We start from the raw sequence: 25,775 nt of genomic DNA on the forward strand, positions 1-25,775 counted from the left end.
GCGTCGGCGCCGGTGGTAGGTGCGCTCGATCCAGATGATGATCGCGATCCGTAGGGTCTGCCCCCGGTCTGGTTGACACTCGGGGTTTGCGGTAGTCAGGCCGCGTCTGCGGCCGTGTAGATCATCTCAAACTCGACGGGCGTGAGCTTGCCGAGGGCGCGTTGGCGTCGTCGGCGGTTGTACTTGGTCTCGATCCAGGTCACGATCGCCAGGCGCAGGTCGTCGCGGGTGTGCCAGCGGCGGGTGTTCAGGACGTTCTTCTGCAGCAGGGAGAAGAAGCTCTCCATGCTCGCGTTGTCGCCCGCGCCGTAGGAGCGGCCCATCGACCCGACCAGGCCGTTGTTCGCCAGCAGCCGCTGGGTCGCCTTCGCACGGAACTGGCCGCCTCGGTCCGAATGACACACCGTGCCGGCCGGTGAGCGCAGCGCGATCGCGTTGCGCATCGCCGCCCGCGCCAGGGACGACTTCATGCGCGAGTCGATGGAGTACCCGACGATCTTGTTCGAGTAGACGTCCTTGATCGCGCAGATGTAGAGCTTGCCCTCGGCGGTGGGGTGTTCCGAGATGTCCCACAGCCACACCTTGTCCGGGGCGTCCGCGACGAACTCGTGACGGACCACGCCATGCTCGTCGACCACGGCGAGCAGGTCGTCGTGCGGCGCGGGACCGCTCGATCCGGCCTTGGACCGTCTCTTGTGGTGGCTCGCGGTGATGCCGGCGAGCCGGCACAGCCGGTGCACCCGGTTCTCCCCGACGCTGATCGCGTGCTCGTCGGCCAGTTCGTCGGTGATGAACCGGTAGCCGAGCGTCGCGTCGTCGCCATGGATCTCGTAGATCGCGTCCAGGACGTGCGCGTCGTCCCAATCCCGCCGAGACACGGGGTCCTTGAGCCACTTGTAGTACCCCTGGGTCGACAGGCCCAGGACCCGGCACGCCACCGCGACCGGCACCCGCACTCGGGCGCCGGCCGCGGCCATCTCACGGACGAGCGGGAAGACTATTTTCCCGGCAGACCCGCCTGCGCCAGGTAGGCGGCCGCGCGACGCAGGACCTCGTTCTCCTGCTCCAACACCCGGATCCGCCTGCGCGCCTCACGCAACTCGGCGCGCTCGGCCTGCGTCGGCCCGGACCGGCGACCGTCCTCGACATCGGCCTGCTTCATCCAGTTCGACAACGACCCTTCGGAGATACCGAAGTCCTTCGCGATCTGCGTCAGCGGCACCTGCCCCTTGCGGGCCACGGCCACGACGTCATCACGGAACTCCTTGGGATACGGCTTCGCCACGGGGACATCCTTCCAGCGAGGACCAGATCCTCACAGGTCAGGTGTCAACCAAACTCGGGGCAGACCCAACGACTCCTCGTTGCTTCCACGGATTGACACCGCCGTCCCCTCCGTCGCCGTATAGCCGCCACTGCGTGGCATCGTCGTGGTCGAGCGATGCGGACAGAACGAAGGACATCGCCGGAAACCGGTCTGTGGCTGGTGGAAGCACATGATCGAGGATGTCTTGCGCGGTGGGGTCACTCCGGTGCCCTTCAAGCCCATCCCGGACTCGCGCCAATCCGCCGCCGACCTCCAAGGGGTCGTTCATGCCCGAAGCCTCGGTAGCGCGGAGTTCACCAGCAGACACGATGCCCAGGAGGCCAGCCATGTCGGTGTAGTGGAACACGGAGTCGAGTGCGGTGTACGTCGTCACGCCGCGATTGTGGAGGTCGGAGCGCTCCTGCGGAAGTGCTGACCCGCCGGGCGTCGGTCTCTGGCCGATCCGGCGCTCATCGAGAGGACCGAGCGGACCGCCACACGGTTCACGAGTCGCAGTTGTCTCAGCGCCCGGAGGCCGGCAACTGCATGCGACAGGTCGGGCAGGTCGCCCGTTGAGCAAGGTCCAGCCGAGCTGCGCAGGCGCCTCGCCGCGGCAACGAAACCCACGACGACTGCCGCCTTCGCTGCTCCTGACCCCCGGCGGACGGATCCGGTTGATCCACAAAACGGCGGAGAGCCTGATAACACGGCCGGCGAGATGGATCCGGATTCTCACCGGAGCGCTATCCGAAGGTAGCTGCCCCGTTCCTCCCCCAGCCCTGCTGCCGCCCATGTCGCTACCCGCCCAGGCTCGTCGCTCCGCACATCGACGTTGGTGCGATTGAGATAGGCGCTGCCGCCGACGCACTTCACGACGACCCCCCAACCGGGCCATGGCGCGTCGGCGTCGGCCACCCGCATCCCGACCGTCTCGAGCGCGGTGACCAAGGGCGCGACGGAGCCGACAGGCTGTCCGGGGACCGGTGCGTCAGACTCGGGAGCGCCAGGCTCCGCCCGGACTGCCATCGGCTGACTAGGCGCCTGCGCGGAGTTCGCGCGCACCGTCCCACCGAGGGCAAGGGGGCCCGGCCAGACGCGGGTTGCCACGGCTGCCAGGAAAGCAGCTCGCGCGTCTATCTCCGCCTCCGTCCAGTCTTCGACGGCGGCAATGCTCTTGTTGATCACGAGAGCGCCCTGTTTAGCGAATTCCGGCCGCTTCGCTGGCCACCCGAGGTTCGACACGTCGAGGTTGAACGCCTGCGTGACGAGCGTCAGGTTGCCCAAGCGGTCGAGAGCCTGCCGGCGCTCCAAGACCCGTTGCACGGACGCGGCGTCCGTGGCATCAGGATCAACCGGAGTCCCGTCGACGCCGAGCAGCGGCCAGTGCGTCATCCAGCTACGCGGCATCACGTGTTCGATCTGGAGGCCGTCGAACCCGATAGCCGCGGGCGGTTCGTGCGGATCCTCGCTGCGGAGCTGGTCGTCGATCGCACGGAACAGCGCGCGGATGCGGTACTGCGCGACGGCGTTGTAGAACGGCCGAGTTCGAAAAGCCTCCTGCATCACGTCGTCTGAGGGCCAGGCGAGCGCGCCGTCCTGAAGCGCGTCGACCACCGCGTCGGCGACGTTCCTGCCCTCGCCGGACGCGTTCTTCGCTGCGCGCAGGACGCGAGCCAGGTGGGTGCCGTATCCACGCGTCTGCCAACCCACGTACGAGCGGCGCATCGCCCAGGACTCCACGGCGCGGACGGCGCGCACCTCATCGTCGAGGCTGACCACATCCGGTGACGCGATCCGCAGCCAGGCGAGGAGAGGCACTGCCGTCGTGATCTCGAACTCGTTGAGCCTGTCGTACGACGGGCGCAAGCGCGGATCGACGGTCTCCGCGCCGTATATGGCGCGGTACGCCTTCGCGTAGTCGCTCAGTTCGCGCAGGACGTGCTCCGTGTCAGGTGCATCGGGTCTGTTGAGGTACTCGCGTGCCTCGCGGTACAGATGGCTGACATTCGCCTCCTCGCCCGTGACGGCGGTGAGCCACACCGACAGCAGGACGTCGCGCCGCCCGCGAGCGGCGTGGCCTCGGCCAACGACGTCCTTCCACCAGTCGTCGTCGAAGCCGGCCCAGTAGGTGTCGTAGAGCCGGTCGACGTCTTCGTCGGCGAGCTCGCCCCGGAGGAACAGCAGGTTCTTCACGAGGTCGATCGGCGCGAGCGGGGTTTGCCGTCCGTTGAGCACCTCGAAGATCACCTGAGCGTCGTCGTTGTCCTCGAGGTCGATCACAACGAGCTTGAACAGGCTCGACAAGGCGTCCGCAAGTGCCTGGAGCCGGTCGGGGTCGGGCTCGCCCGCGTCATTGCGCACGCTCTCGCGCACGGCCTCCGCGAAGAAGCGACGTGCTCGCAGGTACAGGTGGTCGCTGCTCCCGGCGTAGGCCGGGATCGCATCCCCCATCGCCGTGGGCCACACCTCGCGGTCGCGTCGCCGCGGCCACAGCTTGTGCACCTCCTCGGGCGAGTCCACGACGTCGTCGGGGTTAAAGAGCATGCGACGGACGGACTTGCGCCTGTCCGATCCGGCTTCTTGCAGGACGTCCAGCAGCCCACGCACTAGGAGCTGGATGGTCGTGAGCCTTTGCTGACCGTCGATCACCGAGCGCAGCGCGACACCGCCCGTGGCGAACGGGAGACTGGCGCAGACGATCGCCCCGAGGAAATGGGGGGTGACGTTCTGCTCCTTGTTCTTCAGGACGACGGAAGCCTCGTTCTGACTCGCACGCGCATCGACCAGTCTGTCCGCCGTGCTTTCCAGGTCCTCGAACAGGAGCCTCCATTGACCATCGAGCGTCCACTCATAGTCGCGCTGGAACGTCGGGATGATGTATCGGCGCTCAGGCTTCAGGATCTCCTGCAACGGGTAGGTCTTGGCGTCCACGCTGCTCCTTTCCATCTGCGGCGATGTTCATGATGCCAGCGGCTCGCCCGACGGCGTCTGCGGCCGGAGCAAGTCTGGAGCAGAGGTGTGGCGCGGCCCAGGAGGCGCGGCCGCCGCACTACTCAAGGCTCGAGCCGGCGCCCCTGCCCCCGAACAGCCTCAGCGGCGACCTGCCTGGCGCCGGCGTCCCTGCTGGCTGTCTGGTGCAGCAGCCGGTCGAGCGCGGTTTGTATGCGAGCTGGCTCGGTCCGTGCGGCCGCCATCAGTCGATCGGGACGCGCGCGGTGTTCCGTGACGAGTCGTCTCAGCTGACTCCAGGCCCCCCTTCGGAAAGTTCCACGACGTCTTCCCAGCCGGAGAGGACCTGGAGTAGCGCGACTTCGGTGGTCGTCAGCTCCTCCATGATGCGGCCCGTGCGGGCGGCGCGTGAGAAGAACTGGATCGTTGCCGTCGAGGCAGGGGCTCGTCCCGGGACAGCCACGCGGGCTCGCCTGGGCACCTGGGTGGAGATCCTCAGCTCGAGAGCCGCCGACAGGCCACGGCCCGACGCCCACGAGCGTTCTGCGGGCGGTCCCGCCAGCGAGAACTGCGTGGATGACCTCGCAGGTCGTCGGCGGTGCCATGCCGAGCGGCGTGGCACGACCGCGCCAGTACAGGCCCCGCCGGACGCGGAGCAGCTATCCGCGCTTGACCAGCCCCGCGAGGACGCGCTGGTTCGCGATGGCGTCGCCGGGCAGGTCGCGGACGGTCCAGAACCGCCCACTGACGTGGACCCCGTCGTTGTTGACGGGTCAGGTCGCTGTGGTGTGTAGGGATTCGGGGTCGGCCCAGGTGCGGGCGACCTCGGTGGGGGTGCGGTAGGCCAGCCCGGAGTGGGGCCGGTGGTGGTAGGTGTCGATGTACGAGGCGATCTCGTGACGTGCCTGGTCGATGGTCTCCCACTCGGGGCGCCAGGCGCAGCGCTTCTTGAACGCACCCGTTCCAGGACGTGATCCCGCGTGCGGACAGGTGCTTGCGGAAGCCCCGCGAGGTGAACTGCGACCCGTTGTCGGTCCCGAGCGTCAGACGCCCCGGCGTGACCGATCGCGCGAGGACAGCGCCCTCGACGCAGGCGATGGCTTCGTCGGTGCGGGTGCGCACGTCCAGGGTCCAGCCGGCGACTTCCCGGGTGCAGCAGTCCACGGCGACGTGCAGGTAGACCCATCCGTGCGCCGCGGTCGAGACCTTGGTCATGTCCAGGTGCCACAGCTCGTCGGGGCGCCGGACCCGGAAGTAGCCGGGTCGGCGGCGTCGGTCGGTGTTCCGCGAGCGTTGCAGCAGCCCGTGGGCGCGCATGACGCGCTGGACCCGCTTGCGGTTGACCGGCTCGCCCAGCGCTCGTGAGGCCAGGGCGGCGACCATCCGGGTGCCGTCGACCGGGTTCGCGCGGGCGACCTCGACGATCGCGTCGTCGCCTGGTCGACCGCGGCCCGGGCCGGCGCCTGGTGGGCGGCGCAAGATCGGTCGGTAGAGCGCCTGGCGGCTCACGCGAGCGACGCGTGCGACGACGGCGGGTTGGCGCCCGGTGGCGATCACGGCGCGGGCCCTGGACACCCGGGTGCTCACGTCCAGTCCCGCGAGAGTTCCCCCGCGATCTCCAGCTCGTAGGTCTTGCGCCCCAGACTGCGTTCCAGGGCGGCGACCTTCTTCTTGAGCTCGACGACCTCGACGTGCTCCGGCGTCCGGGCGTTCGATGACGCGAGGGCGGCCTTGCCGCCCTCGAGCAGCTTGTCCCGCCAGGAGTAGTAGGGCGTCTCGGAGATCTCGTACTCGCGGCACACGTCCCGCACGGAACGGTCCCCGCGCAGCCCGGCCAGGACGACTTCGGTCTTCTGCTCCGGCGTGAACTGCCGGTACTTGCGCTTCTCGCTCATCAGCCCTCCTCGGGCGATCGAGCGACCATCCTCCCCAAGCCCGACGGCTCAGGGAAGTGTCAACGAGCCAACGGGGTCCTCGTCACGGGCCTTCCACGAGGCCTACTACGCCGCGAGACAGAGACCTCCCGCCGCAGCCTGAGACGCGCGGCGCCACCGAACTCCAAACACGGCACGACCCAGCCCGGCACCACCACGGTGACCGGGCTGATCGGCGTGCGCCCGGCAGAGCCATCACGGGCGCCGGCCAGGTAAAGCTACGGCAATAGCACGCCAGCGTGCTAGGCAAGCGCGCACTCCACTCCGAAAACCAGAAACTCCCGGCAGGACCACGTCCTGCCGGGAGTTGTCCGGACTACCAGGCCTCGGTTGTCCCGAGACCCCAGGGTGCGCGAGGGGGGATTTGAACCCCCACGCCCTTTCGGACACTGGCACCTGAAGCCAGCGCGTCTGCCGTTCCGCCACTCGCGCGCGCTGCAGAAGGCTAGCACGATCCGCGGGGCGTCCAGGACCATGGTCGGCGGACCCCGGCACTGCCAGGATGGCCGCCATGGCAGGGGAGCGCGCGCACGTCGACGGTCCGGTTCTGGTCACCGGCGGGACGGGGATGCTCGGGCGGGCGGTGGTCGCCGAGCTTGTCCGACGAGGCCGCGGGGTGCGGGTGCTGAGCCGCCGACCGGGCGAGAGCCCGGCCGGGGTGGAGCGCGTCGTCGGCGACCTCACGACGGGTGCGGGGGTCGACGAGGCGCTCGCGGGAGTGTCCGCCGTCGTGCACTGCGCGAGTGAGCCACGCCGGCCGCAGCACGACGTCGCCGCCGCCGCGCACCTGCTGCTCGCCGCTCGCCGGGCCGGGACGCCGCACCTGGTGTTCGTCTCGATCGTCGGCCTCGACGCGATCCCGTACTCCTACTACCGCGCCAAGCTTGAGGTCGAGCACCTGGTCGAGGTCGGCGGCGTGCCGTGGTCGATCCTGCGCGCGACGCAGTTCCACCAGTTCGTGCCGCGGCTGCTCGACCGGTTCACGGTCGCTGGTGTGACCGTGCTGCCCGCGGGGACGAGCCTGCAGCCGGTCGACGTCGACGAGGTCGCCGAGCGGCTCGTCGAGCTGGTCGAGGCGGGGCCGTCGGGGCGGGTCGCGGACCTGGGCGGGCCGGGGGTCGTCGACGCGCGCACCGCCTACCGGCTGGTCGCGCAGGCGCGGGGTCGTCGGCCCCGGAGCGTCAGCGTGCGCCTGCCGGGACGCTCGTTCGCCGCGTTCCGCGCGGGAGCGCAGCTCACACCCGATCACGGGACGGGCCGTCGGACCTTCGAGGAGGCCCTCCGCGACCTGCGCTGACCAGCGGGGGCGTCGTCAGGCGACGTGCCCCGTCCAGCGCGCGCCGTCCCAGTACGCACGACGACCGTCCGGCGTCGGGTACCAGCCGGGCGGCACCGCATACGCGGCCGGGCCCGGCGCGAATGTCAGCACCCGGTGCGGCAGGCAGGACCACACCAGCGCCGCGACCCATCCCGCGAACGTCCATCCCAGCAGCAGGGTGACCCAGAAGATCCCCCACCGGGCGGCCTTGCCGCGCGTCATCGCGATCGCGAACGGCAGCAGGTAGAACCCGGTGAGCACGGTGAGCAACCACGCCACGACGATCCCCGCGGTCGACGGCGTGACCTGGTCGGTGCGCGCGGTCGCCGGCCACGTGCCGGGCGCGTAGGGTGCGGCTCCGGGCAGCGGGGTGGCCGGCACGGCGTCGTAGGGCACGGCGTCGTACGGAACTGCGTAGAACGACGAACCCGGGTACGACGAGACCGGGTACGACGAGACCGGGTACGACGAGACCGGGTACGACGAGACCGGGTACGACGAGACGGTGGGGAGCTGTGCGGTCGGCGGCGTGCCGTACGCGGGGGCGTGGCGGAGCCGCCCGCGACCGGGCTGCCGTACGGCGAGGTCGCGGGCTCGTCGTACCGGCGCGCGTACCCGTCGACGTAGCGGTCGACACCGTCGCTCCCCGACACGGCTCCTCCTCAGTCGCGTGACGTCAGGACGAGCGGGCCGTCCTTGGTGAGCGCCACCGTGTGCTCGAAGTGTGCCGCGAGCGAGCCGTCGGCGGAACGGATCGTCCAGCCGTCGTCGTCGATCACGTACCCGTCGCTTCCGGCCATGAACCACGGCTCGATCGCGATGACGAGGCCGGCCTGGAGCTTCATGCCGCTGCGACGGCGGCCGTCGTTCGGGACGCGCGGGTCCTCGTGCATGGTGCGGCCCACGCCGTGGCCGCCGAAGTCGGTGTTGATCCCGTAGCCCGCGCGGTGCCCGACGTCGCCGATCGCCGCGGAGATGTCGCCCATCCGCCTGCCGACCTTCGCCGCCGCGATGCCCGCCTCGAGCGCGCGCTCGGTCGTCTCGATGAGCGCTGTCGCCTCGGGCGTCGTCGTCCCGACCTGGAACGTGATCGCGGAGTCCGCGACCCAGCCCTGCACCTGCGCGGCGAAGTCGATCGACAGCACGTCGCCGTCGGCGAGCACGTACGGCGAGGGCAGGCCGTGCAGCGCGGCGTCGTTGACCGACGTGCACAGCACGCCCGGGTAGGGGATCGCGCCGAAGCTCGGGTGATACCCCAGGTACACGGAGTGCGCGCCCGCGGCGTCGATCATCCGGTGCGCGTGGTCGTCGAGCTCCTGGAGCGTCGTGCCGACCCTCGCGACGTCGCGCAGCGAGGACAGCACCCCGGCGACGAACCTCCCGGCGGGTCGCATGGCGGTCAGCTCGGCGGCGGTCTTCAGCATCACGCCCCCACCTTCCCACCTCCCACCCCCACGCCACCGCCCCTCCACCACCGCGCCACCCCGCCACGACCCCGCCCTTCCTCGCGGTATCCGACCCCGAACCCGGAGTAACCGCAGGCTGGGCGGGAGCGGGTGCGTCGAGACCGTGGTTGCTCGCGCTCTGCGCGCGCGGACCCGGAGCAAGCGCGGGGTGGGCGGGAGGTGGGTCGAGACCGTGGTTGCTCGCGGTGTCCGACCCCGGACCCGGAGCAAGCGCGGGGTGGGCGGGAGTGGACTCGCCGAGACCGTGGTTGCTCGCGGTTTGCGCGCCCGGACCCGGAGCAAGCGCGGGGTGGGCGGGAGTGGACTCGCCGAGACCGTGGTTGCTCGCGGTATGCGACCCGGAACCCGGAGCAAGCGCGGGGTGGGCGGGAGGGGGGGCGAGGCCGGGGGCGCGGGGGTGGTGGGGTGGGAATTAGGGGTGCGGGGGTGCGGGGGGCGGGGTTAGCGTCGGACGCACACGGGAAGGAGGTGGTCGGAGACATGAAGTTTCTTCGGACGCGTGAGGTGACTGTCCGCTAGTCGCCCGAGTACTCGGACGGATTGCTCGATCCGTTCGCAGAGCTCGGCCGGGGTCCAGGACCACGGCAGGGCGGCGAGCGAATCCACGGCAGTCACCGCAGCCCGTGGGAGCCGCGACCTCGTCCCTCGCGGCAGGGCCCCGACAGGGGCCCGGCCCACGGGCTGTTCCCTGCCCGGAACCGGATGACGGACTGTCGCCCAGGAGCGGGCGTCAGGGAAGCGTCAGGCCAGCGTGACCGCGACCTCCTGGTCCGCGAAGCGGCCGTAGGCCTCGAACTCCGCGAGCACCGCGGCGCGCTCGGCAGACGAGAGCGCGCGCAGCGGGTGGACACGCGCCTCGACCACGCCGCGCTCCACCCGCCGCTGCCACCAGGCCGTGAGCTGCTCGTCGACGAGCACCACGTGCAGCGACGCGTAGTCGGTGGGCCGCGCGGCGCCCAGGCCTGCGGGGTCGGCCAGGGACCTCGTCGTCGGGAACGAGCCGAACACCTCGTCGTAGACCTGCAGGACGTCGACGCGCGGCCCGTCCGACGCGGGTGCGGCGAGCTCGTCTTCGGACGGCACCCACCACAGCTCGTGCCCGTCGACCTCCACCCGCTCGACCGCGTCGCCCAGCGCGGCCAGCGCGCGGCGCACCTGCGTGAGCGTGAGCGTCGCCCACCACGCGACGTCCCGGACCGCGGCGGGCCCGTGCCCTGCGAGGAAGCGGCGCACGAGCTCGACGAGCGCCTCGTCGCCCGCGAGGTCGAGGCCCGCGGGTGCGCGTTCGTCGGCCGGCGCGTAGGTGTGCAGCGCGCCGCGGGCCCGCCCGCTGACGACGAGGCCCCCGAGCTCGGCGTGCATCATCGCAAAGCCCACGGTCTCCGGCCCGGCCTCGAACCCCTCCGCGGCGAGCGCCGCACCGACCTCCGTGCGCGTGGGGTGCGCCTTCGCGGACAGACGCTCGACGACGCGCGCGACGAGCACGTCGGTGCGGGCCAGCGTCTCGTCGTCCAGGCCGGTGCGCCGGAACGCCGGCGCGCACGCCCGCAGCACGCGCGGCGAGGTCAGCGCGAGCACCCAGCGCAGGTCCTCCCGCGCGAGCAGGTGCCAGGTGGGCCGCAGCGCGTGCGTGCGCAGGACCTCACCGTCGTCGAGCGCGCGGCGCACGTCCGCGTCGGTCGCGTCCGCCAGACGACGACCGAGCGACCACCGCGCGACGGGCAGCTCCTGACCCTGCACGGCGAGCAGTGCGGAGACCACCTCGGCAGGGTGCTCGAGCCGACGACCGCGCAGGTGCTGGGCCTGCAGGCGGCGGCGGACGACCTCGGCGGCGTGCATGACGCGCACGCTACGGCCCGGGACCCACACACGGCCCGCCCACGATTCCCCTGCCCGTCACAGGCCGCCGGGGTACGGTGGGCTGGCGACAGGCATCCGCCTTTGGCAACGTCGCCCGCCGCTGCGGGCCCCGGAACGAGCAGGTGCTTCATCGCTTCTCCCCCTGTGACCGCGTCCCCGACCACTGCGACCGAGCTGCCCGCCGGCTTCCGCGCGACGGTCCGGCGGGACACCTCTTTCCCCCATCTCACGCACGCGTACACCGAGGTCGCCGCAAAGGTGCGCGACCGCGGGCTGCTGCGCCGTGCGTACGGGTTCTACGGCGGCGTCGGTGCCGTCCTCGCCGCCGGGTTCGCCGGCGCGCTCGCCGGGTTCTTCCTGCTCGGCCACTCGTGGTTCCAGCTCCTGATCGCCGGCGGCCTGGGCGTCCTGCTCACGCAGACCGCGTTCCTCACGCACGAGGCCGCGCACAAGCAGGTGCTCGCGGGCGGCAAGGCCAACGACCGGCTCGCGCGCGTCCTCGCGTGCGGCGTCGTCGGCGTGAGCCTGTCCTGGTGGAACACCAAGCACAACCGCCACCACGCCAACCCGAACAAGGTCGGCAAGGACCCGGACATCGACGTCGACACGATCTCCTTCCTCGAGGAGGACGCGGTCAAGGCGCGCGGCCTGCAGGCGCTCATCACGCGCCGCCAGGGCTGGCTGTTCTTCCCGCTGCTCACGCTCGAGGGCCTGAACCTGCACCGCCTGGGCTTCCAGCACCTGCTGGGGCGCGAGAAGGTCGAGCAGCGGTGGACCGAGCTGGGCCTGATCGTGCTGCGGTTCGCCGCGTTCTGGGTGCCGGTGTTCTGGTTCCTGCCGATCGGCATGGCGTTCGCGTTCGTCGGCGTGCAGGTCGCGGTGTTCGGCGTGTACATGGGTGCGTCGTTCGCGCCCAACCACAAGGGCATGCCGGTCATCGCGCGGGACTCGAAGCTCGACTTCTTCTCCAAGCAGGTCCGCACGTCCCGCAACGTGCGCGGCGGCTGGTGGGCGACGTCGCTCATGGGCGGCCTGAACTACCAGGTGGAGCACCACCTGTTCCCGTCGATGCCGCGCCCGCACCTGGCGAAGGCGCGCCTGCTGGTGCGCGAGCAGTGCCGCGCGCTCGACGTGCCGTACACCGAGACGTCGCTGTTCCGGTCGTACGCGATCGTCGTGCGCTACCTCAACGAGGTGGGCCTCGCGGCACGCGACCCGTTCGAGTGCCACGTGGTCGCACGCTTCCGTCGCGTCTGACGAACCCCGGGCACGACGAAGGGGGCCGTGCCCAGCCGGGTGCGGCCCCCTTCGCGTGCTCGAGTCAGAGCGGGCGGATGTTCTCCGCCTGCGGGCCCTTGGGGCCCTGCGTGACGTCGAACTCGACCTGCTGGTTCTCCTCGAGGGTACGGAAGCCCTGCGTCGCGATCGCGCTGTAGTGCGCGAACACGTCAGCGGAACCGTCGGACGGGGCGATGAAGCCGTAGCCCTTCTCCGCGTTGAACCACTTCACCGTTCCGGTGGCCATGATGTCTCTTCTCGTTCGAGGGGCGCGGCCGCGGGCGCGACCTCGCTCGCCGCGCCCCGACGGGCACGGACGTGTGTGGGCGCGTGCTCGGCGAGCACGCGGGTGGGGGCGGGTCGCACGGGCGGGCACGAGCAGCACGTCGGCTGCGGCCCAGGTCGCGACGACGCCGAGGGGCCGCGTGAAGCGGTCGCTGACGCGCAGACCGGCGGGAGTCCGCTGGGCGAGGCCCGCGTACTCGTCGGCGATCGTGGCGACCCAGAGGTCCTCGTCGGCCTGGCGCCAGCGTGGCGCGGCGGGCCGGGGACCTGTCGGGGACAGGGGATGAAGACTGGTGAAGATGCTGACTACTCTCGCACCCCGCCGGGGCGGGATGGGTGAATCTCGTGAATCGGTGACGGAGGGTGCCGTCCTGGCTCGCGGTCCTGCTTCGATGCTGAACCGAAGAGCGCAGCGGACGGATGCCCGCGACATGAACGCCCTGGAAGCCTACACGACGGCGCGTGACGTGCACAGGGAGCGATTCACGGCACCTGCGCGACGAACCGTCGCGCCCTCGCCGCAGAGCGTTCACCTGCGGTTCCGCAGCGGGACACGGGCCGCCGCGACAGTGCGTGCGCCCCCCGTCCTGAGGAGGACCTCCATGCTGCCTGCCCACCCCCACCGTGCGCGCCCGGTGCGCACGACCGTCGCGTGCGTGCTCGTCGGCACGCTCGCCGCGACGGCCCTCGTCGTCGCACCCGCGACGGCGACGACCGCACCCGCGACCCCGCTCGCGACCGCGCTCGCGCCCGCGCCCGGCTGGTCGGACGACGGGTGGACGCCGCCCTCGCCCGACGCGACGTTCCACCGCCTGGCGACGTACCCCGTGTACCTGAACCGCCCCGCGGGTGCGCCCGCGAGCGACGTGACCGTCGCGGAGATCTCGGCGGTGTCCGACGACGGCCGCACGTTCGTGCACACCGACGCGCTGGCGCGGCGCATCGGGTTCGTCGACGTCACCGACCCCGCCCGGCCGGTGGGCGCGGGCACGCTCGACCTCGCGGCGGACCTGGGGGTGGGCGCGCACGCGGAGCCGACGAGCGTCGCGGTGGTCGGCGGGTACGTGCTGGTCGTCGTCGACACGTCGCCGTCGTTCACCGCGCCGTCGGGTGCGCTCGTGGTCGTGGACCTCGCGACGCACGACGTCGTGCGCACGCTCGAGCTCGGTGGGCAGCCGGACTCGATCGCGCTGACCCCCGACCGCGCGCACGCCGCGATCGCGATCGAGAACCAGCGTGACGAGGACGCGCGCCCCGCGGGCGGCGCCAAGGGCGACCTGCCGCAGGTGCCCGGCGGCTTCCTGCAGCTGCTCGACCTGCCGGACCGGGACGACCCGGCGACGTGGGCGCTGCGGGCCGTGCCGTTCACGGACGGCACGCAGCCGCTGCCCGCGTTCGTCGCGGCCGGGCTGGACACGCCGCAGGACCCCGAGCCGGAGTACGTCGCGGTCGACCCGTCGGGTGCGACCGTCGCGGTGACGCTCCAGGAGAACAACGGCGTCGTGCTGGTGGACGTCGCGAGCGGCGAGGTCACGCGCGTGTTCTCCGCGGGGACGCAGGCGCTCACGGGCGTCGACACCGCGAAGGACGGCGTGGTCGACCAGAGCGGCACGCTGCCCGCGCGGCCGCGCGAGCCCGACGCCGTCGCGTGGCTCGACGCGACGCACGTCGCGACCGCGAACGAGGGCGACTGGAAGGGCGGCACGCGCGGCTGGTCCGTCTTCGACGTGACCACAGGTGAGGTCGTGTGGGACGCGGGTGCGTCGCTCGAGCGGCTCGCGGTGCGGGTCGGTCTGCACACCGAGGACCGGGCCGGGAAGAAGGGCGTCGAGATCGAAGGGCTCGCGGTCGCGACGTTCGGCGGCACGCCGTACGCGTTCGTCGGCTCCGAGCGCTCGAACTTCGTCGCGGTGTACGACGTGTCCGACCCGACGCGACCGGTCTTCTCGCAGGTGCTCGCGACGACCAACGGACCCGAGGGCATCCTGCCGGTGCCGTCGCGGGACCTGCTGATCGTCTCGTCCGAGACCGACACCCCCGCCGCGGGCGTGCGCTCCGCGGTCACGGTGCTCGGCCGCGGCGCGCAGCACGCGCCCGCGGCGGGGACGCCCGCGTTCCCGTCCGTCGTGTCCGCGGACGCGTCGGGCGCCCCGATCGGGTGGGGTGCGCTGGGTGCGCTCGCGGCGGACCGGCGCGACGCGCAGCGGCTGTGGACCGCGACCGACGCGGCGTACGCCGACACGCGACTGCTCTCGCTCGACGTCTCGGGCACGCCTGCGGTGATCGACCGGCAGCTGCGCGTGACCGAGCACGGCGAGGGCGTCTCGCTCGACGTCGAGGGCGTCGCGACGCGGCGCGCCGGCGGGTTCTGGCTCGGGGTCGAGGGGGCGACCGGTGCCGGCAACCAGCTCGTGCGGACCAACGCGTACGGCGCGGTCGTCGAGCGCGTCACGCTGCCGGCGGACGTGGCCGCGGGCCTTACCAAGTGGGGGGTCGAGGGCGTCACGACGGTCGACGACGCGTCGGGCGAGCACGTGTGGGTCGCGTTGCAGCGCGGCCTGACGAGCGACCCGGGCGGGCTGGGCGGCACCGCGCGCCTCGGGCGGTACGACGTGGCCGACGGCTCGTGGTCGTGGTTCGGCTACCCGCTGTCGTCGACCGACGTCGCGGGGGACTGGGTCGGTCTCTCCGAGGTCGTCGCGGTCGACGCCGACACGCTCGCCGTCGTCGAGCGGGACAAGCTCAACGGTCCGAGCGCCGCGGTCAAGCGCGTGTACACCGTCGACGTCCCGGCGGACCCGGCACCCGGCGCGGTCGCGCCGCTGACCAAGACGCTCGCGCACGACGTGCTGCCCGACCTGCGGGCGACGGCCGGCTGGACGCAGGAGAAGCTCGAGGGCCTGACGATCGCGGGCGACGGCACGGTGTGGGCGGTGACGGACAACGACGGGCTGGCCGACGCCACCGGCGAGACGGTGCTGCTCGACCTCGGCTCGCGCACGTCGGTGTTCGGCCGCACGGCGTCGACGACGACCGCGCAGCTCGCCGCGACCTCGACGTACGGCACGGCGGCGCGCGTGGCGGTCACCGTGACCGGCGGCGCCACCCCGCCGACCGGCACGGTCCAGGTACGTGAGGGCTCGAGGGTGCTCGCGTCCGCGACGCTCGACGCGTCGGGCCGTGCGCGGCTCACCCTGCCCGCGACGCTGCGCGCGGGCACGCACCGGCTCACGGTCGCGTACGCGGGGACGGCGGACGTCGCCGCCTCGCAGACCTCCGCGTCGCTGCGCGTCACGCGTGCCGAGGCGCGCGTGCGTCTCGGGGCCGCGTCCTGGCACGCCGCGCGCGGCTCGCGCCCGACGATCGTGGTCGACGTGACGGGCGCCGGCCGGACGCCCACCGGCAAGGTGAGCGTGGCCGTGGGTGGCCGGACCGTCGCGACGCGCGCGCTGCGGGACGGCCGTCTGGTGCTCGCGCTGCCGCGCGTCTCGCGCACCGCCACGGTGACGGTCCGGTACGCCGGATCCGCCGACCACCTCCCCGCGAGCGCGAGCCGCACCCTCACCGTGCGCTGACCTCGCACCACGCACGTCCCGGCGCCCCGGTGCGCCGGGACGTGCGTGCGCGGCCGCGTCGTGCCTGATCAGGTCTACGATCGAGCAGCCGTGCCGGTGTCGCGAGGATGGGACGAGGAGGTCAGCCGTGCGGGTCACCAGTGCTGACGTCGCCCGCGAGAGCGGGGTCTCGCGCACCACCGTGAGCTACGTGCTCAACGCGAAGCAGGGAGTCGTCATCACCGACGCGACGCGTAAGCGTGTCCTCGACACGGCCGCGCGGCTCGGCTACACGCCGTCGGCCGCGGCGCGGGCGCTGCGCTCGGGGCGCAGCGACCTGGTGCTGTGCGTCCTGCCGGACTGGACGGTCGGGCCGCTGCTGGACTCGCTGATCGACCACGTCACCACGTCGCTGCACGAGCACGGCCTGTCGGTGCTGGTGCACATCAGCCGCGGGTCGCGGCCGCTGACCGACCTGTGGCGCGCGGTGACGCCGTGCGCGGTGATGGGGCTGCTGCCGTTCGCCGAGCAGGACGCGCGTGCCATGACGCGTGCGGGCATCGTCGTCGTCGACGCGGCGCTCGACGAGGACCCGCACCCCCAGACGTTCTCCGTGCCGCAGGCCGCGATCGGCCAGCTCCAGATCGAGCACCTCGCGCAGCGCGGGCACCGGGTGCTCGCGTACGCGGCGCCGGCCGACGCGCGGCTGTCCGCGTTCGCGGAGCGCCGCATCTCGGGTGTCCGTGCCGCGTGCGCGCGCCTCGGCCTCCCGGAGCCGCGGGTGACGGAGGTCGAGCTGACGGTCGGCTCGGCGTCCGCGGCGCTCGCGGCGTGGCGGGCCGACGAGCCTGCGACGGGGGTCGCCGCGTACAACGACGAGGTGGCGCTCGCGGTCCTGGCGGCGGCGCACGACCAGGGGTTGCTCGTGCCGCAGGACCTCGCGGTGATCGGGGTGGACGACATCCCGGTCGCCCGTCTGGCGACCCCGCCGCTGACGACCGTGTGGCAGGCCATCGACGCGCAGGCCGAGTACCTGGCCCAGGCGGTGCTCGCGGCGCTCGACCCGGCGCGGCCGCGGCCGACCCGGCCGGACGACGTGTTCCACGTGGTGACGCGCGCGTCGACCTGACGGCACGCGCGTCCGGACGACGACGCCGCGGGGCCCGGCCGGGTGCGATCGGCCGGGCCCCGCTGTGTCACCCGCCGCCGGTCAGCCCCGGCGGTGGGCCGCTCGGTGGGACGCTCACTGGAAGGTGAACCAGTTGACGTTCACGAAGTTCGCCGGCTGGCCGGAGTCGAACGTGATGTAGACGGTGTGCGTGCCGGTGGTCCCGACGATGTTGCCCGGGACCGTGCGCCACTCCTGCCACCCGCCGGTGCTGCCGATCGCGAAGCTCCCGATCGGCGGTGCGGTCGGCGAGCCGAGCCGCACCTGGACGAGGCCGCTGACCCCGCCGTCCGCGCCGGACGCGACGCGCGCGACGAACTGCGTGCGCGGCGTGCTGCCGAAGTCCACGCCGTCGAACCGCAGCCAGTCGCCGTCGGCGATCCAGCCGACGTTCTGCCCGCCGTCCACGTCGGACGTGGCCTGCGTGTCCACGCCCGAGGCCGCGCTGTACGCCTCGGCCTGGATGCGCGACGTGGCCGGGACGCCCGTGCCGGTGGTCGGCGTGGGGCTCGGGGTCGGCGTCGGGCTCGTCGTCGGCGTGGGGCTCGACGTGGGCGTGGGTGTCGGCGTGACCGTCGGCGTCGGCGTCGGCGTCGGTGTGGGTGTGGGCGTGGGGGTGGGGTTCGTCGTCGCCCCGTCGCTCGTCGTCGCGGCCACCGAGCGGGCCGGGACGGTGAGCGTCGTGCCGTCGGAGAACCGGACGGTGGTCGCCGAGCCGCTCATGTTCGCGGCCTGGTAGGTGCGCACCCCGTTCTTGAGGAACACCGCGTGCAGCGGCGTGCTCGCCGTGACGGACCGGTCGACCGTGCCGACGCCCGCGAGGTTCTTCAGCCAGTAGAACGTGTGCGCCCGGGACTCGCCCTCCTCGACGGCGTACGACGAGGCCTGCGACCGGAACTGGGCCAGGGCCTTCGGGGCGTCGGCGAGCGCCTGGAACTCCCAGATGATGTCCTGCCAGACCGTCGCGGGTCCGCCGTTGTTGCGTTCGAGCTCGGCGATGTTCCGCGTGATGTAGGCCGGGTTGTAGCCCAGGTACAGGTGGCCCGCGGTGGAGGGCAGCAGGTTGATGCCCTGGATCATCTCGGGCTCGGCGGAGAACCACGTGGCGTAGGCGCCGCCGTCGCCCCAGACCATGCCGACCGTCGAGTGGCCGAACGCGGCGGGGAACGCCTCGTCGTCGTCGTCGAACCAGTAGTTCTGGATCGCGGACGCCTGGGTCGTGTAGAGGTAGATGCCCAGGTCACGCACGGTGGTGTTGCCCGTGGCCTGGCCCCACTGGATGAGCCCGGACGCGAAGTTCATGCCCTCCGACGACGACTCCTGGTTGTTGCCGGCGCCGAACGCGCCGTGCCCGGACGCCCAGTCGTGCCCGGCGTAGATGTCGAAGTCGCGCAGGAACGGGAAGCGCGTGTCGGTGCGGTCCCAGTTCGCCGCGTCCTTGATGACGGTGTTGACCATCGACCCGTACGCCGAGCTCGCGGCCCACGCGGGGTCGAACTGCGCGACGGTCGCCGCGCCCACCACGTAGTAGCCGTAGTGGAAGTGGTGGTCGTTGAGGTCGGTGTCCGAGCCGTAGGAGGCGGGGTAGCCGATCAGCGTGCCCCACGCCTGGTTGTACGCGAACAGGCGCTGCGTCTCGCCGGGCGACGCGGTCATCCAGTCGGTGAGGCGCGCCTTGACCTTGCTCAGCAGCGTGTCCCGCGCCGCGGTGTTGCCGGTGAGGTTGGCGATCTGGATGACCTGCGTGGCGCGGCCGATGGCCTTGCCCGTCCAGTACGTGTCCTCACCGAAGCCCGCGAACGGGTCGGTCGCGGCGACGTCGTCGACGTACCCGGCCAGCTGGGAGGCGTCCGCGCCCGACGAGAAGCCCGTGTTGGCGAGCTGCGGGAGCACGCCGTTGAACGTGGTGACCGTGCGGAACTGCGACGCCCCGATCACGACGCGCATCGGGCCGCGCGGCGAGACGTAGGAGTAGCTGCTCGGCGTGACGCCCGTGAGGTGGTCGCGCTGGTGCGGGTAGAGCGCGAAGACGGTGCCGGTGCCGGAGCCCTGCTTGGCCTGCGTGGTGAACGCGTACGTCGCGGTCATCTTCGCCGACGCCTCGTCGTACGACCAGGAGACCTTGGTGCCCGTGACGTGGTTGTGCGCGTACGGCGCGTACGCGGCGAGGGCGGCGGCCCGGCCGGACGCGCTGCCCGTGGCCGGCAGCACCGCCACGGAGAAGAAGTCACGGTTGTAGAGGGACGAGCGGATCGTGGTGCCCGAGACCGTCCACGTGGCGCCGGTGGGGGCGTACGCGGCGTAGTCGTGGCCGTTGACCGTGAACCCGATCGCTCCGCCGCTGTTGCTCCACACCGTGGGCGTGCCCTGCGTCGTCAGGGTCGCGTCGCCCGCGCCGGTCTTGGTGGCGTAGACGAACGGCAGGCCGTGCCCGAACGTCGTGCGCAGGCTGCTCGAGCCGTTGCTCCACAGCTCGCTCACGGTCCAGTCGGAGTAGCCGTCGACCTTGCCGTCGGCGGTCAGGCCCGCGAGGCCGATCCGCACGTCCTCCGCGTAGGAGTAGTGGTACTCGGAGACGCCCGTGGCGGTGCCGGAGATGGACGGGGTCGTCGGGTAGCTCACGCCCAGGCCGTCGGTGTACGCCTGGAAGACGGCCGGGTGGGCCGCGAGCGCCGCGGAGACCGCGGAGCAGTCGAACTTGCGCCACAGCAGCGAGGTCCACCAGTCGTTCGTCGGGATCGCACCCGACGGGAAGCTCGACGTGACGTGCGCGCGCGGGTTGGTGATCGGGCGGTCGTTGCACTCGGTGGGCACGGCGGCACCGGCGGGGGCGGAGTCGGCGTAGCTGCCCGAGCCGACGGTCGCGGCCTGCGCGCGGTCGGGGCTGAGGGCGACGGCCTGGAGCAGCGACACGACGAGCGCGGCGGCTGCGACGAGCGCGACGACCGTGCGGCGGGCCGGCAGGGGTCGCGGGTCGGGCGCGGGGCGCGGTACCCCGGTCCGTGACGGGTGGGCGAGGGGAGGCATCCGGTCATCTCCGTTCTCGGCTGCCACGCCGGGGGGCGTCGGGCAGCGCGGGTCACCGGCGTCCGTGACGGGGCGCCGGACCGGGCAGAGCCAGGGCGCCGTCGCCCGGGAGCTGCCCGCACAAGGAAGCGGCGGTGAGGGTGGGTCACCGTGGTACGGCACCGGCGGGTGGCGGCTCCACGTCGAGGAGCCCGAGGCTTCGGTATGTCCGTTGACTCGTGTCACCGGTGCTATGTCCAGGGTGCGGGTGGGTGAACCCAAAGTCAAGCGGAGGTGAACACGCAGGCCAGCGGGCCACCCCGCTGGGGGAGGATGAGGCGTGACCTACCGCGTGATGACCGTGTGCACGGGCAACATCTGCCGCTCTCCGATGGCCGAGATCGTCCTGCGGGACCGGTTCGAGGCCGCCGGGCTGGGGGACCTCGTCGTCGTCGACTCCTCCGGGGTGTCCGACGAGGAGCACGGCAACCCCGTCGACCGCCGCGCCCGCTCCGTGCTCGCCGCGCACGGCTACCCGACCGGCGACGGCCACCGCGCGCACCGCGTCACCGCGACCGAGCTGACGTCCCGCGACCTGCTCCTGCCCGCCACCGCGCAGCACGCCCGCGCGCTGCGCCGGCTCGCACCCGCCGAGGTGGCCGACCGCATCGTCATGCTCCGCCGGTTCGACCCCGCCGCGCCCGTCGTCGGACCCGGCGAGCCCGAGCACGTGCTCGACATCGACGACCCCTGGTACGGCGGCATGCAGGACTTCGAGGACTGCCTCGCCCAGATCGAGGCCGCCGCCGACGGCGTCGTCGCGCACGTCCGCGCCGCGCTCTCCACCTCCGCCCCCTGACCCGGGCCGCGCGCCGAGCCTGCGGGCGGGCAGGATGAGGGCGTGAAGGTTGCAGCCCGGGCCCACGTCCCCCCGTTCGCGGTCATGGAGATCATCGCGGCGGCCAACGCGCGGCGCGCCGCGGGCGAGCACGTGCTCAACCTGTGCGCGGGCGAACCGGCCACCGGCGCGTCCGACGTGGTGCGGCGGCGTGCCGTGGAGCTGCTGACCACCGGCGACCTGGGCTACACCGAGGCGCTCGGTGCCCCCGGGCTGCGCGCCGCGATCGCCGCGCACTACGCCCGCTGGTACGGCGTGGACCTCGACCCCGCCCGGATCGCCGTGACCACGGGCTCGTCGGGCGGGTTCATGCTCACGTTCCTCGCCGCGTTCGACGTGGGCGACCGCGTCGCGCTCGCGCGTCCCGGCTACCCCGCGTACACCAACATCCTCGCGGCGCTCGGGTGCGAGGTCGTCGAGCTCGCCGCCGGCCCGGCCACCCGGTTCCAGCCGACGGTCGCGATGCTCGAGGAGGCGCACGCGCAGCGTCCGCTCGACGGGCTCGTCGTCGCGTCACCCGCCAACCCGACGGGGACGATGATCGACGCCGCCGAGCTCGAGGCCCTGGCCGGATGGTGCGGCGCGCACGGCGTGCGGCTCGTGAGCGACGAGATCTACCACGGCATCACGTACACCGACGCGGAGGTCGCGACCGCCGCGCGCTACCTGGACGCGGGCGCGGTCGTCGTGAACTCGTTCTCCAAGTACTGGGCGATGACGGGCTGGCGGCTCGGCTGGCTCGTCCTGCCCGACGACCTGGTCTCGCCCGTGGACGCGCTCGCCGGGAACGTCGCGCTGTGCCCGCCCGCGCTCGCGCAGCACGCGGGCGTCGCCGCGTTCTCGCCCGAGGGCATGGCCGCCGCACGCGAGAACGTCGAGCGGTACGCGGGCTCGCGCGCGCTCCTGCTCGAGCGGCTGCCCGAGCTCGGCTGGACGCACGTGGCGCCCGCGGACGGCGCGTTCTACCTGTACGGCGACGTGTCCGCCGCGGGCCTCGACTCCGTGACGTGGTGCGCGCAGCTGCTCGACGAGGCCGGCGTCGCGCTCACGCCCGGCACGGACTTCGACCCCGTCGACGGCTCGCGGTACGTGCGGCTGTCGTTCGCGTCGTCGCCCGACGCGGTGCGCGAGGCGGTCGACCGCATCGTGGCCTGGCAGCGCACGCTCTGAGCCCGGCCGACGACGGGTCCGGACGATCCGGGCACCAGCGGGGCCGTCCGCTCGTTGGGGTGAGGTCAGGTCCCCGAACCCGCAGGAGCGTGCCATGAAGTGCCCCGTCGACCAGGCCGAGCTCGTGATGTCCGAGCGGCAGGGCGTCGAGATCGACTACTGCCCGACGTGCCGCGGGATCTGGCTGGACCGCGGCGAGCTCGACAAGATCCTCGACCGCGCGGCGGCGCTGTCCGCGCCGGGCGCGGCGGCACCGGCCACCCCGCCCGGCGCACCGGTGTACGGCACGCCGCCGCAGGACGCCCGCGCGCCCAGGTACGAGGCGCCCAGGTACGACGAGCCCAGGTACGACGAGCCCAGGTACGACGAGTCCCGCGACGACCGGTCCCGCTACGGCTCGTCGTACGACCCGCGCTACGGCGACCCCCGCTACCGGCGCAAGAAGAAGCGCGACTCCTGGCTGGGTGACCTGCTCGACTTCGACTGACCGGGCCCGTCGGGTGCGGGACGTCGCGCCGCGCGCGATTTTCCCCACCCGATCGGCTGGGCGTCGGGCGGGTGCCGCGACGTAGGTTGGGCGCGTGCGCATTCCCGCGGTCGTGGAGCCTGTCGTCGAGCTCGACGACGAGCAGCGGGTGCGCAGCGCCCGGCACCTGCTGCTGCCGGGCATCGGCCTGACCGGCCAGCGCCGGCTGCGGTCCGCGCGCGTGTGCGTGCTGGGCGCGGGCGGGCTGGGCGCCCCGGTGCTGCAGTACCTCGCGGCCGCGGGCGTGGGCACGATCGGCGTCGTCGACGACGACGAGGTCGACCTCAGCAACCTGCAGCGGCAGGTGGTCCACGGCTCGTCGGACGTCGGGCGGCGCAAGGTCGACTCGGCGGCCGACGCGGTCGCGGCGATCGACCCGGGCGTCGTCGTCGTCCGGCACGACGTGCGGCTCACCCGCGAGAACGCCGCCGACGTGCTCGCGGGCTATGACGTGCTGGTCGACGGCACCGACAACTTCCCGACCCGCTACCTGGTGTCCGACACCGCCGCCGCCCTCGGTGTGCCCGTGGTGTGGGGCTCGGTGCTGCGGTTCGACGCGCAGGTGAGCGTGTTCTGGTCCGCGCCGCCGAGCGGTGCGGGCGTCACGCTGCGTGACCTGTTCCCGCGCGAGCCGCGGCCCGACGAGGTGCCCTCGTGCGCCGAGGCGGGCGTGCTCGGTGCGCTGTGCGGGCAGGTGGGGTCGCTCATGGCGACCGAGGTCGTCAAGCTCGTGTGCGGCGTGGGGGAGCCGCTGCTGGGGCGCGTGCTCGTGGTCGACGCGCTGCGCGCGCGCTGGTCGCAGGTCCCGGTCGTCCCGCGCGCGGCCGCATCCGCGCCGCCCCCCGAGGCCCTCGTCGCCGGACCGGCCGACGACGTGCCGACCGACGACGTGCCGACCGACGACGTGCCGGCGGTCAGCGTCGACGCCCTGGCGGAGCGGCTCGACGACCCGGCCGACCCGGTCGTCGTCGTCGACGTGCGCGAGGCGTACGAGGTCGAGGCCACGCCGTTCCCGGGCGCGGTGCACGTGCCGCTCGCACGCGTGCTCGACGGGTCCGCGCTGCGCGCGTGGGAGCACGGCCGCGACGTCGTCGTCGTGTGCCACGCCGGCGCGCGCTCGCACGCCGCGGCGCAGGTGCTGCGCGCGGCGGGCGTGCAGGCCGCGAACCTCACCGGTGGCGTCGTCGCCTGGCGGGCACGCACACCGTCCTGACCTGCGCGGTGGCAGGATCGGGCGACGACGAGGGGAGGGGCAGCGTGCGAGGTCTCGACGAGCACCGGGCGGCGGCGCTCGCGCTCGCGGCACCGCTGCCGCCCGTGCTGGTCCCGCTGCTGGAGGCCGTGGGGCAGGTGCTCGCGCAGGACGTGACGACCGACGGCCCCCTGCCGCGCTGGGACAACTCCGCGATGGACGGGTACGCGGTGCGCGCGGCGGACGTCGCGGCGGCCACCCCCGACGGCCCGGTGGTGCTGCGGGTGGTGGGTGACGTCGCGGCCGGGTCCGACGACGCGCCCGTGGTCGCCCCGGGCACCGCGGTGCGGATCATGACGGGCGCGCCGGTCCCGCCCGGCGCGGACGCCGTCGTGCCCGTCGAGCTCACCTCTCCCGGCACCGGGGGCCAGGACGCCGGAGACCACGCGTGGGCGACGAGCGGCGGCGACGTCGAGGTGCGCGCGGCCGTGACCGCGGGGCAGCACGTGCGCGGCACCGGCGAGGACGCCGCCGCGGGAGAGGTCGTGCTGCGGGCGGGCGACCTCGTCGGCCCGGCGCACGTCGCGGCCGCGGCGTCGGTCGGCCGCGCGACCCTCGCAGTGCACCGCCGCCCCCGGATCGCGGTGGTGTCCACCGGCGACGAGCTCGTCGCGCCCGGGACGGCGCTGCGGCGCGGGCAGATCCCGGACTCGAACTCGTGGCTGCTCGCCGCCGCGGTGCAGGCCGCGGGCGCCGACGCGCTGCGCCTCGGCCCGGTGGGGGACGACCCGGCCGCGCTGCGCCGCCTGCTGCACGAGGTCGACGCGGGCGACCACGGCACGGTCGACGGCATCGTGACCTCGGGCGGGGTGAGCGCGGGCGCGTTCGACGTGGTCAAGGCCGCACTGGCCGACGAGCCCGGGGTCGAGCTCGTGCCCGTGGCCGTGCAGCCGGGCAAGCCGCAGGGGCTCGGCCGGCTGCCGTCCGGGACGCCCGTGTGGACGCTGCCGGGCAACCCGGTGAGTGCGTTCGCGTCGTTCGAGATGTTCGTGCGGCCCGCGGTGCGCCGGATGCTCGGCGCGCACCCCGAGCGGCCGCGCGTCGCCGCCGTGGCCGACGAGGGCTGGCGCACCCCGCCGGGCCGCGCCCAGCTCATGCCCGTGCGCCGCGTGCCTGCTGCCGGCTCCGGCTCCGCGTCCGGCTCCGAGCCCAGCACGGAGCCCGGCCCTGCTGTCCGCGTGCGGCGCGCCACCGCGCGCGGGTCCGGCTCGCACCTCGTCGCGCGGCTCGCCGTCGCCGAGGGGCTCGCCGTCATCCCCGCCGACGTGGACGAGGTCCGCGCCGGCGACACCCTGGAGGTCTTCTGGACATGACCGGTCCCAGCCAGCATCCCGCCCAGCCGCTCACGCACCTCGACGCGCGCGGGCAGGCCCGCATGGTCGACGTGACCGCGAAGCAGCCCACGGTCCGCTCCGCCACCGCGACGGGCCTGGTCGCGTGCCCGCCGGCCGTGGTCGCGGCGCTGCGGGACGACTCGGTGCCCAAGGGCGACGTGCTCGCGGTCGCGCGGATCGCCGGCATCGCCGCGGCCAAGCGCACACCCGAGCTGCTGCCGCTCGCGCACGTCATCGGGGTGCACGGGGCCGTGGTGGACCTCGTGGTCGACGACGACGGCGTGCGGATCACGGCGAGCGTGCGCACCGCGGACCGCACGGGTGTCGAGATGGAGGCGCTCACCGCCGTGTCCGTGGCGGCGCTCGCGGTGGTCGACATGGTCAAGGGGCTCGACAAGTCCGTGCACATCGAGCACGTGCGGCTCGAGGCGAAGACGGGCGGCAAGTCGGGTGACTGGCACCGCACGTGAC

The 25,775-nt window shown here is 73.1% G+C and carries 19 protein-coding genes, 1 tRNA gene and 2 pseudogenes; 10 read left to right on the top strand and 12 right to left on the bottom strand.

The window, feature by feature from the left end; genetic code table 11:
• Positions 1-95 precede the first annotated feature (95 nt).
• From CBP52_RS14510 to CBP52_RS14535, 7 genes and pseudogenes are all read right to left on the bottom strand, one after another.
• Positions 96-1,285 (bottom strand): IS3 family transposase gene (locus CBP52_RS14510; protein WP_094180236.1). Its coding sequence is split into 2 segments (ribosomal slippage): positions 96-1,004 and positions 1,007-1,285, totalling 1,188 coding nucleotides; the frame shifts between segments, so codons are not numbered across the junction.
• 37 nt (positions 1,286-1,322) lie between these two features.
• On the bottom strand, positions 1,323-1,700 hold the full coding sequence (locus tag CBP52_RS14515; RefSeq protein WP_094181553.1) for a hypothetical protein: 378 nt from the start codon (positions 1,698-1,700) through the stop codon (positions 1,323-1,325).
• Between the two features lie 338 nt (positions 1,701-2,038).
• The gene (locus CBP52_RS14520) at positions 2,039-4,237 is read right to left on the bottom strand and encodes a DUF262 domain-containing protein (protein ID WP_094181554.1); all 2,199 of its coding nucleotides are present in this window, start codon (positions 4,235-4,237) and stop codon (positions 2,039-2,041) included.
• A gap of 791 nt (positions 4,238-5,028) precedes the next feature.
• Positions 5,029-5,202, bottom strand: a pseudogene (locus tag CBP52_RS18775) (integrase core domain-containing protein); the annotation flags it as partial.
• A 34-nt stretch (positions 5,203-5,236) separates the two neighbouring features.
• Positions 5,237-5,842: pseudogene (locus CBP52_RS18780) on the bottom strand (transposase); the annotation flags it as partial.
• Positions 5,839-6,150: a transposase gene (locus CBP52_RS14530; protein WP_094181556.1), complete on the bottom strand. Its 312-nt coding sequence runs from the start codon at positions 6,148-6,150 to the stop codon at positions 5,839-5,841. The gene CBP52_RS14530 and the pseudogene CBP52_RS18780, both read right to left, overlap by 4 nt.
• A 388-nt stretch (positions 6,151-6,538) precedes the next feature.
• Positions 6,539-6,621, bottom strand: a tRNA-Leu gene (locus CBP52_RS14535).
• Between the two features lie 79 nt (positions 6,622-6,700).
• Between CBP52_RS14535 and CBP52_RS14540 the strand changes: the two genes are divergently transcribed.
• Positions 6,701-7,486: an SDR family oxidoreductase gene (locus CBP52_RS14540; RefSeq protein WP_094181557.1), complete on the top strand. Its 786-nt coding sequence runs from the start codon at positions 6,701-6,703 to the stop codon at positions 7,484-7,486.
• Positions 7,487-7,501: 15 nt separating this feature from the next.
• On the opposite strand, the gene CBP52_RS14545 is transcribed toward CBP52_RS14540, so the two are convergent.
• From CBP52_RS14545 to CBP52_RS14555, 3 genes are all read right to left on the bottom strand, one after another.
• Positions 7,502-7,903, bottom strand: a complete 402-nt coding sequence (locus tag CBP52_RS14545; RefSeq protein WP_198303478.1) for a superinfection immunity protein — start codon at positions 7,901-7,903, stop codon at positions 7,502-7,504.
• Between the two features lie 266 nt (positions 7,904-8,169).
• On the bottom strand, positions 8,170-8,931 hold the full coding sequence (gene map / locus CBP52_RS14550) for a type I methionyl aminopeptidase (protein WP_094182414.1): 762 nt from the start codon (positions 8,929-8,931) through the stop codon (positions 8,170-8,172).
• Positions 8,932-9,714: 783 nt separating this feature from the next.
• Complete coding sequence (locus tag CBP52_RS14555) at positions 9,715-10,812, bottom strand: winged helix DNA-binding domain-containing protein (protein WP_157732656.1); 1,098 nt, start codon at positions 10,810-10,812, stop codon at positions 9,715-9,717.
• 165 nt (positions 10,813-10,977) lie between these two features.
• Here CBP52_RS14555 and CBP52_RS14560 point away from each other — a divergent pair, with 165 nt between their 5' ends.
• The gene (locus tag CBP52_RS14560; RefSeq protein WP_198303479.1) at positions 10,978-12,090 is read left to right on the top strand and encodes an acyl-CoA desaturase; all 1,113 of its coding nucleotides are present in this window, start codon (positions 10,978-10,980) and stop codon (positions 12,088-12,090) included.
• Between the two features lie 64 nt (positions 12,091-12,154).
• Here CBP52_RS14560 and CBP52_RS14565 read toward each other — a convergent pair whose 3' ends face one another.
• Positions 12,155-12,358, bottom strand: coding sequence for a cold-shock protein (locus tag CBP52_RS14565; protein WP_094181560.1), 204 nt, complete (start codon positions 12,356-12,358; stop codon positions 12,155-12,157).
• Between the two features lie 640 nt (positions 12,359-12,998).
• Between CBP52_RS14565 and CBP52_RS14570 the strand changes: the two genes are divergently transcribed.
• Entirely contained in the window at positions 12,999-15,971 is a 2,973-nt protein-coding gene (locus tag CBP52_RS14570; RefSeq protein ID WP_094181561.1) for an esterase-like activity of phytase family protein, read from the top strand.
• A gap of 127 nt (positions 15,972-16,098) precedes the next feature.
• The gene (locus CBP52_RS14575) at positions 16,099-17,079 is read left to right on the top strand and encodes a LacI family DNA-binding transcriptional regulator (protein ID WP_094181562.1); all 981 of its coding nucleotides are present in this window, start codon (positions 16,099-16,101) and stop codon (positions 17,077-17,079) included.
• Between the two features lie 114 nt (positions 17,080-17,193).
• Here CBP52_RS14575 and CBP52_RS14580 read toward each other — a convergent pair whose 3' ends face one another.
• A complete protein-coding gene (locus CBP52_RS14580; RefSeq protein WP_094181563.1) occupies positions 17,194-20,145 on the bottom strand; it encodes a glycosyl hydrolase in 2,952 nt (983 codons plus the stop codon).
• A gap of 319 nt (positions 20,146-20,464) precedes the next feature.
• On the opposite strand from CBP52_RS14580, the gene CBP52_RS14585 reads away from it, so the two are divergent.
• From CBP52_RS14585 to moaC, 6 genes are all read left to right on the top strand, one after another.
• Positions 20,465-20,983: a low molecular weight protein-tyrosine-phosphatase gene (locus CBP52_RS14585; RefSeq protein ID WP_304441723.1), complete on the top strand. Its 519-nt coding sequence runs from the start codon at positions 20,465-20,467 to the stop codon at positions 20,981-20,983.
• Between the two features lie 42 nt (positions 20,984-21,025).
• Complete coding sequence (locus tag CBP52_RS14590) at positions 21,026-22,192, top strand: pyridoxal phosphate-dependent aminotransferase (protein WP_094181564.1); 1,167 nt, start codon at positions 21,026-21,028, stop codon at positions 22,190-22,192.
• A 94-nt stretch (positions 22,193-22,286) separates the two neighbouring features.
• Positions 22,287-22,679 (top strand): zf-TFIIB domain-containing protein, encoded by a 393-nt coding sequence (locus tag CBP52_RS14595; RefSeq protein ID WP_094181565.1) that lies wholly within the window; start codon positions 22,287-22,289, stop codon positions 22,677-22,679.
• 94 nt (positions 22,680-22,773) lie between these two features.
• Complete coding sequence (locus CBP52_RS14600) at positions 22,774-23,931, top strand: ThiF family adenylyltransferase (protein ID WP_094181566.1); 1,158 nt, start codon at positions 22,774-22,776, stop codon at positions 23,929-23,931.
• 44 nt (positions 23,932-23,975) lie between these two features.
• A complete protein-coding gene (gene glp / locus CBP52_RS14605) occupies positions 23,976-25,283 on the top strand; it encodes a gephyrin-like molybdotransferase Glp (protein WP_094181567.1) in 1,308 nt (435 codons plus the stop codon).
• A complete protein-coding gene (gene moaC / locus CBP52_RS14610) occupies positions 25,280-25,774 on the top strand; it encodes a cyclic pyranopterin monophosphate synthase MoaC (RefSeq protein ID WP_094181568.1) in 495 nt (164 codons plus the stop codon). Before glp ends, moaC begins: the two co-directional genes overlap by 4 nt.
• Position 25,775: the final 1 nt, after the last annotated feature.

This window comes from Cellulomonas sp. PSBB021 (assembly GCF_002240455.1).
Taxonomy (GTDB): domain Bacteria; phylum Actinomycetota; class Actinomycetes; order Actinomycetales; family Cellulomonadaceae; genus Cellulomonas; species Cellulomonas uda.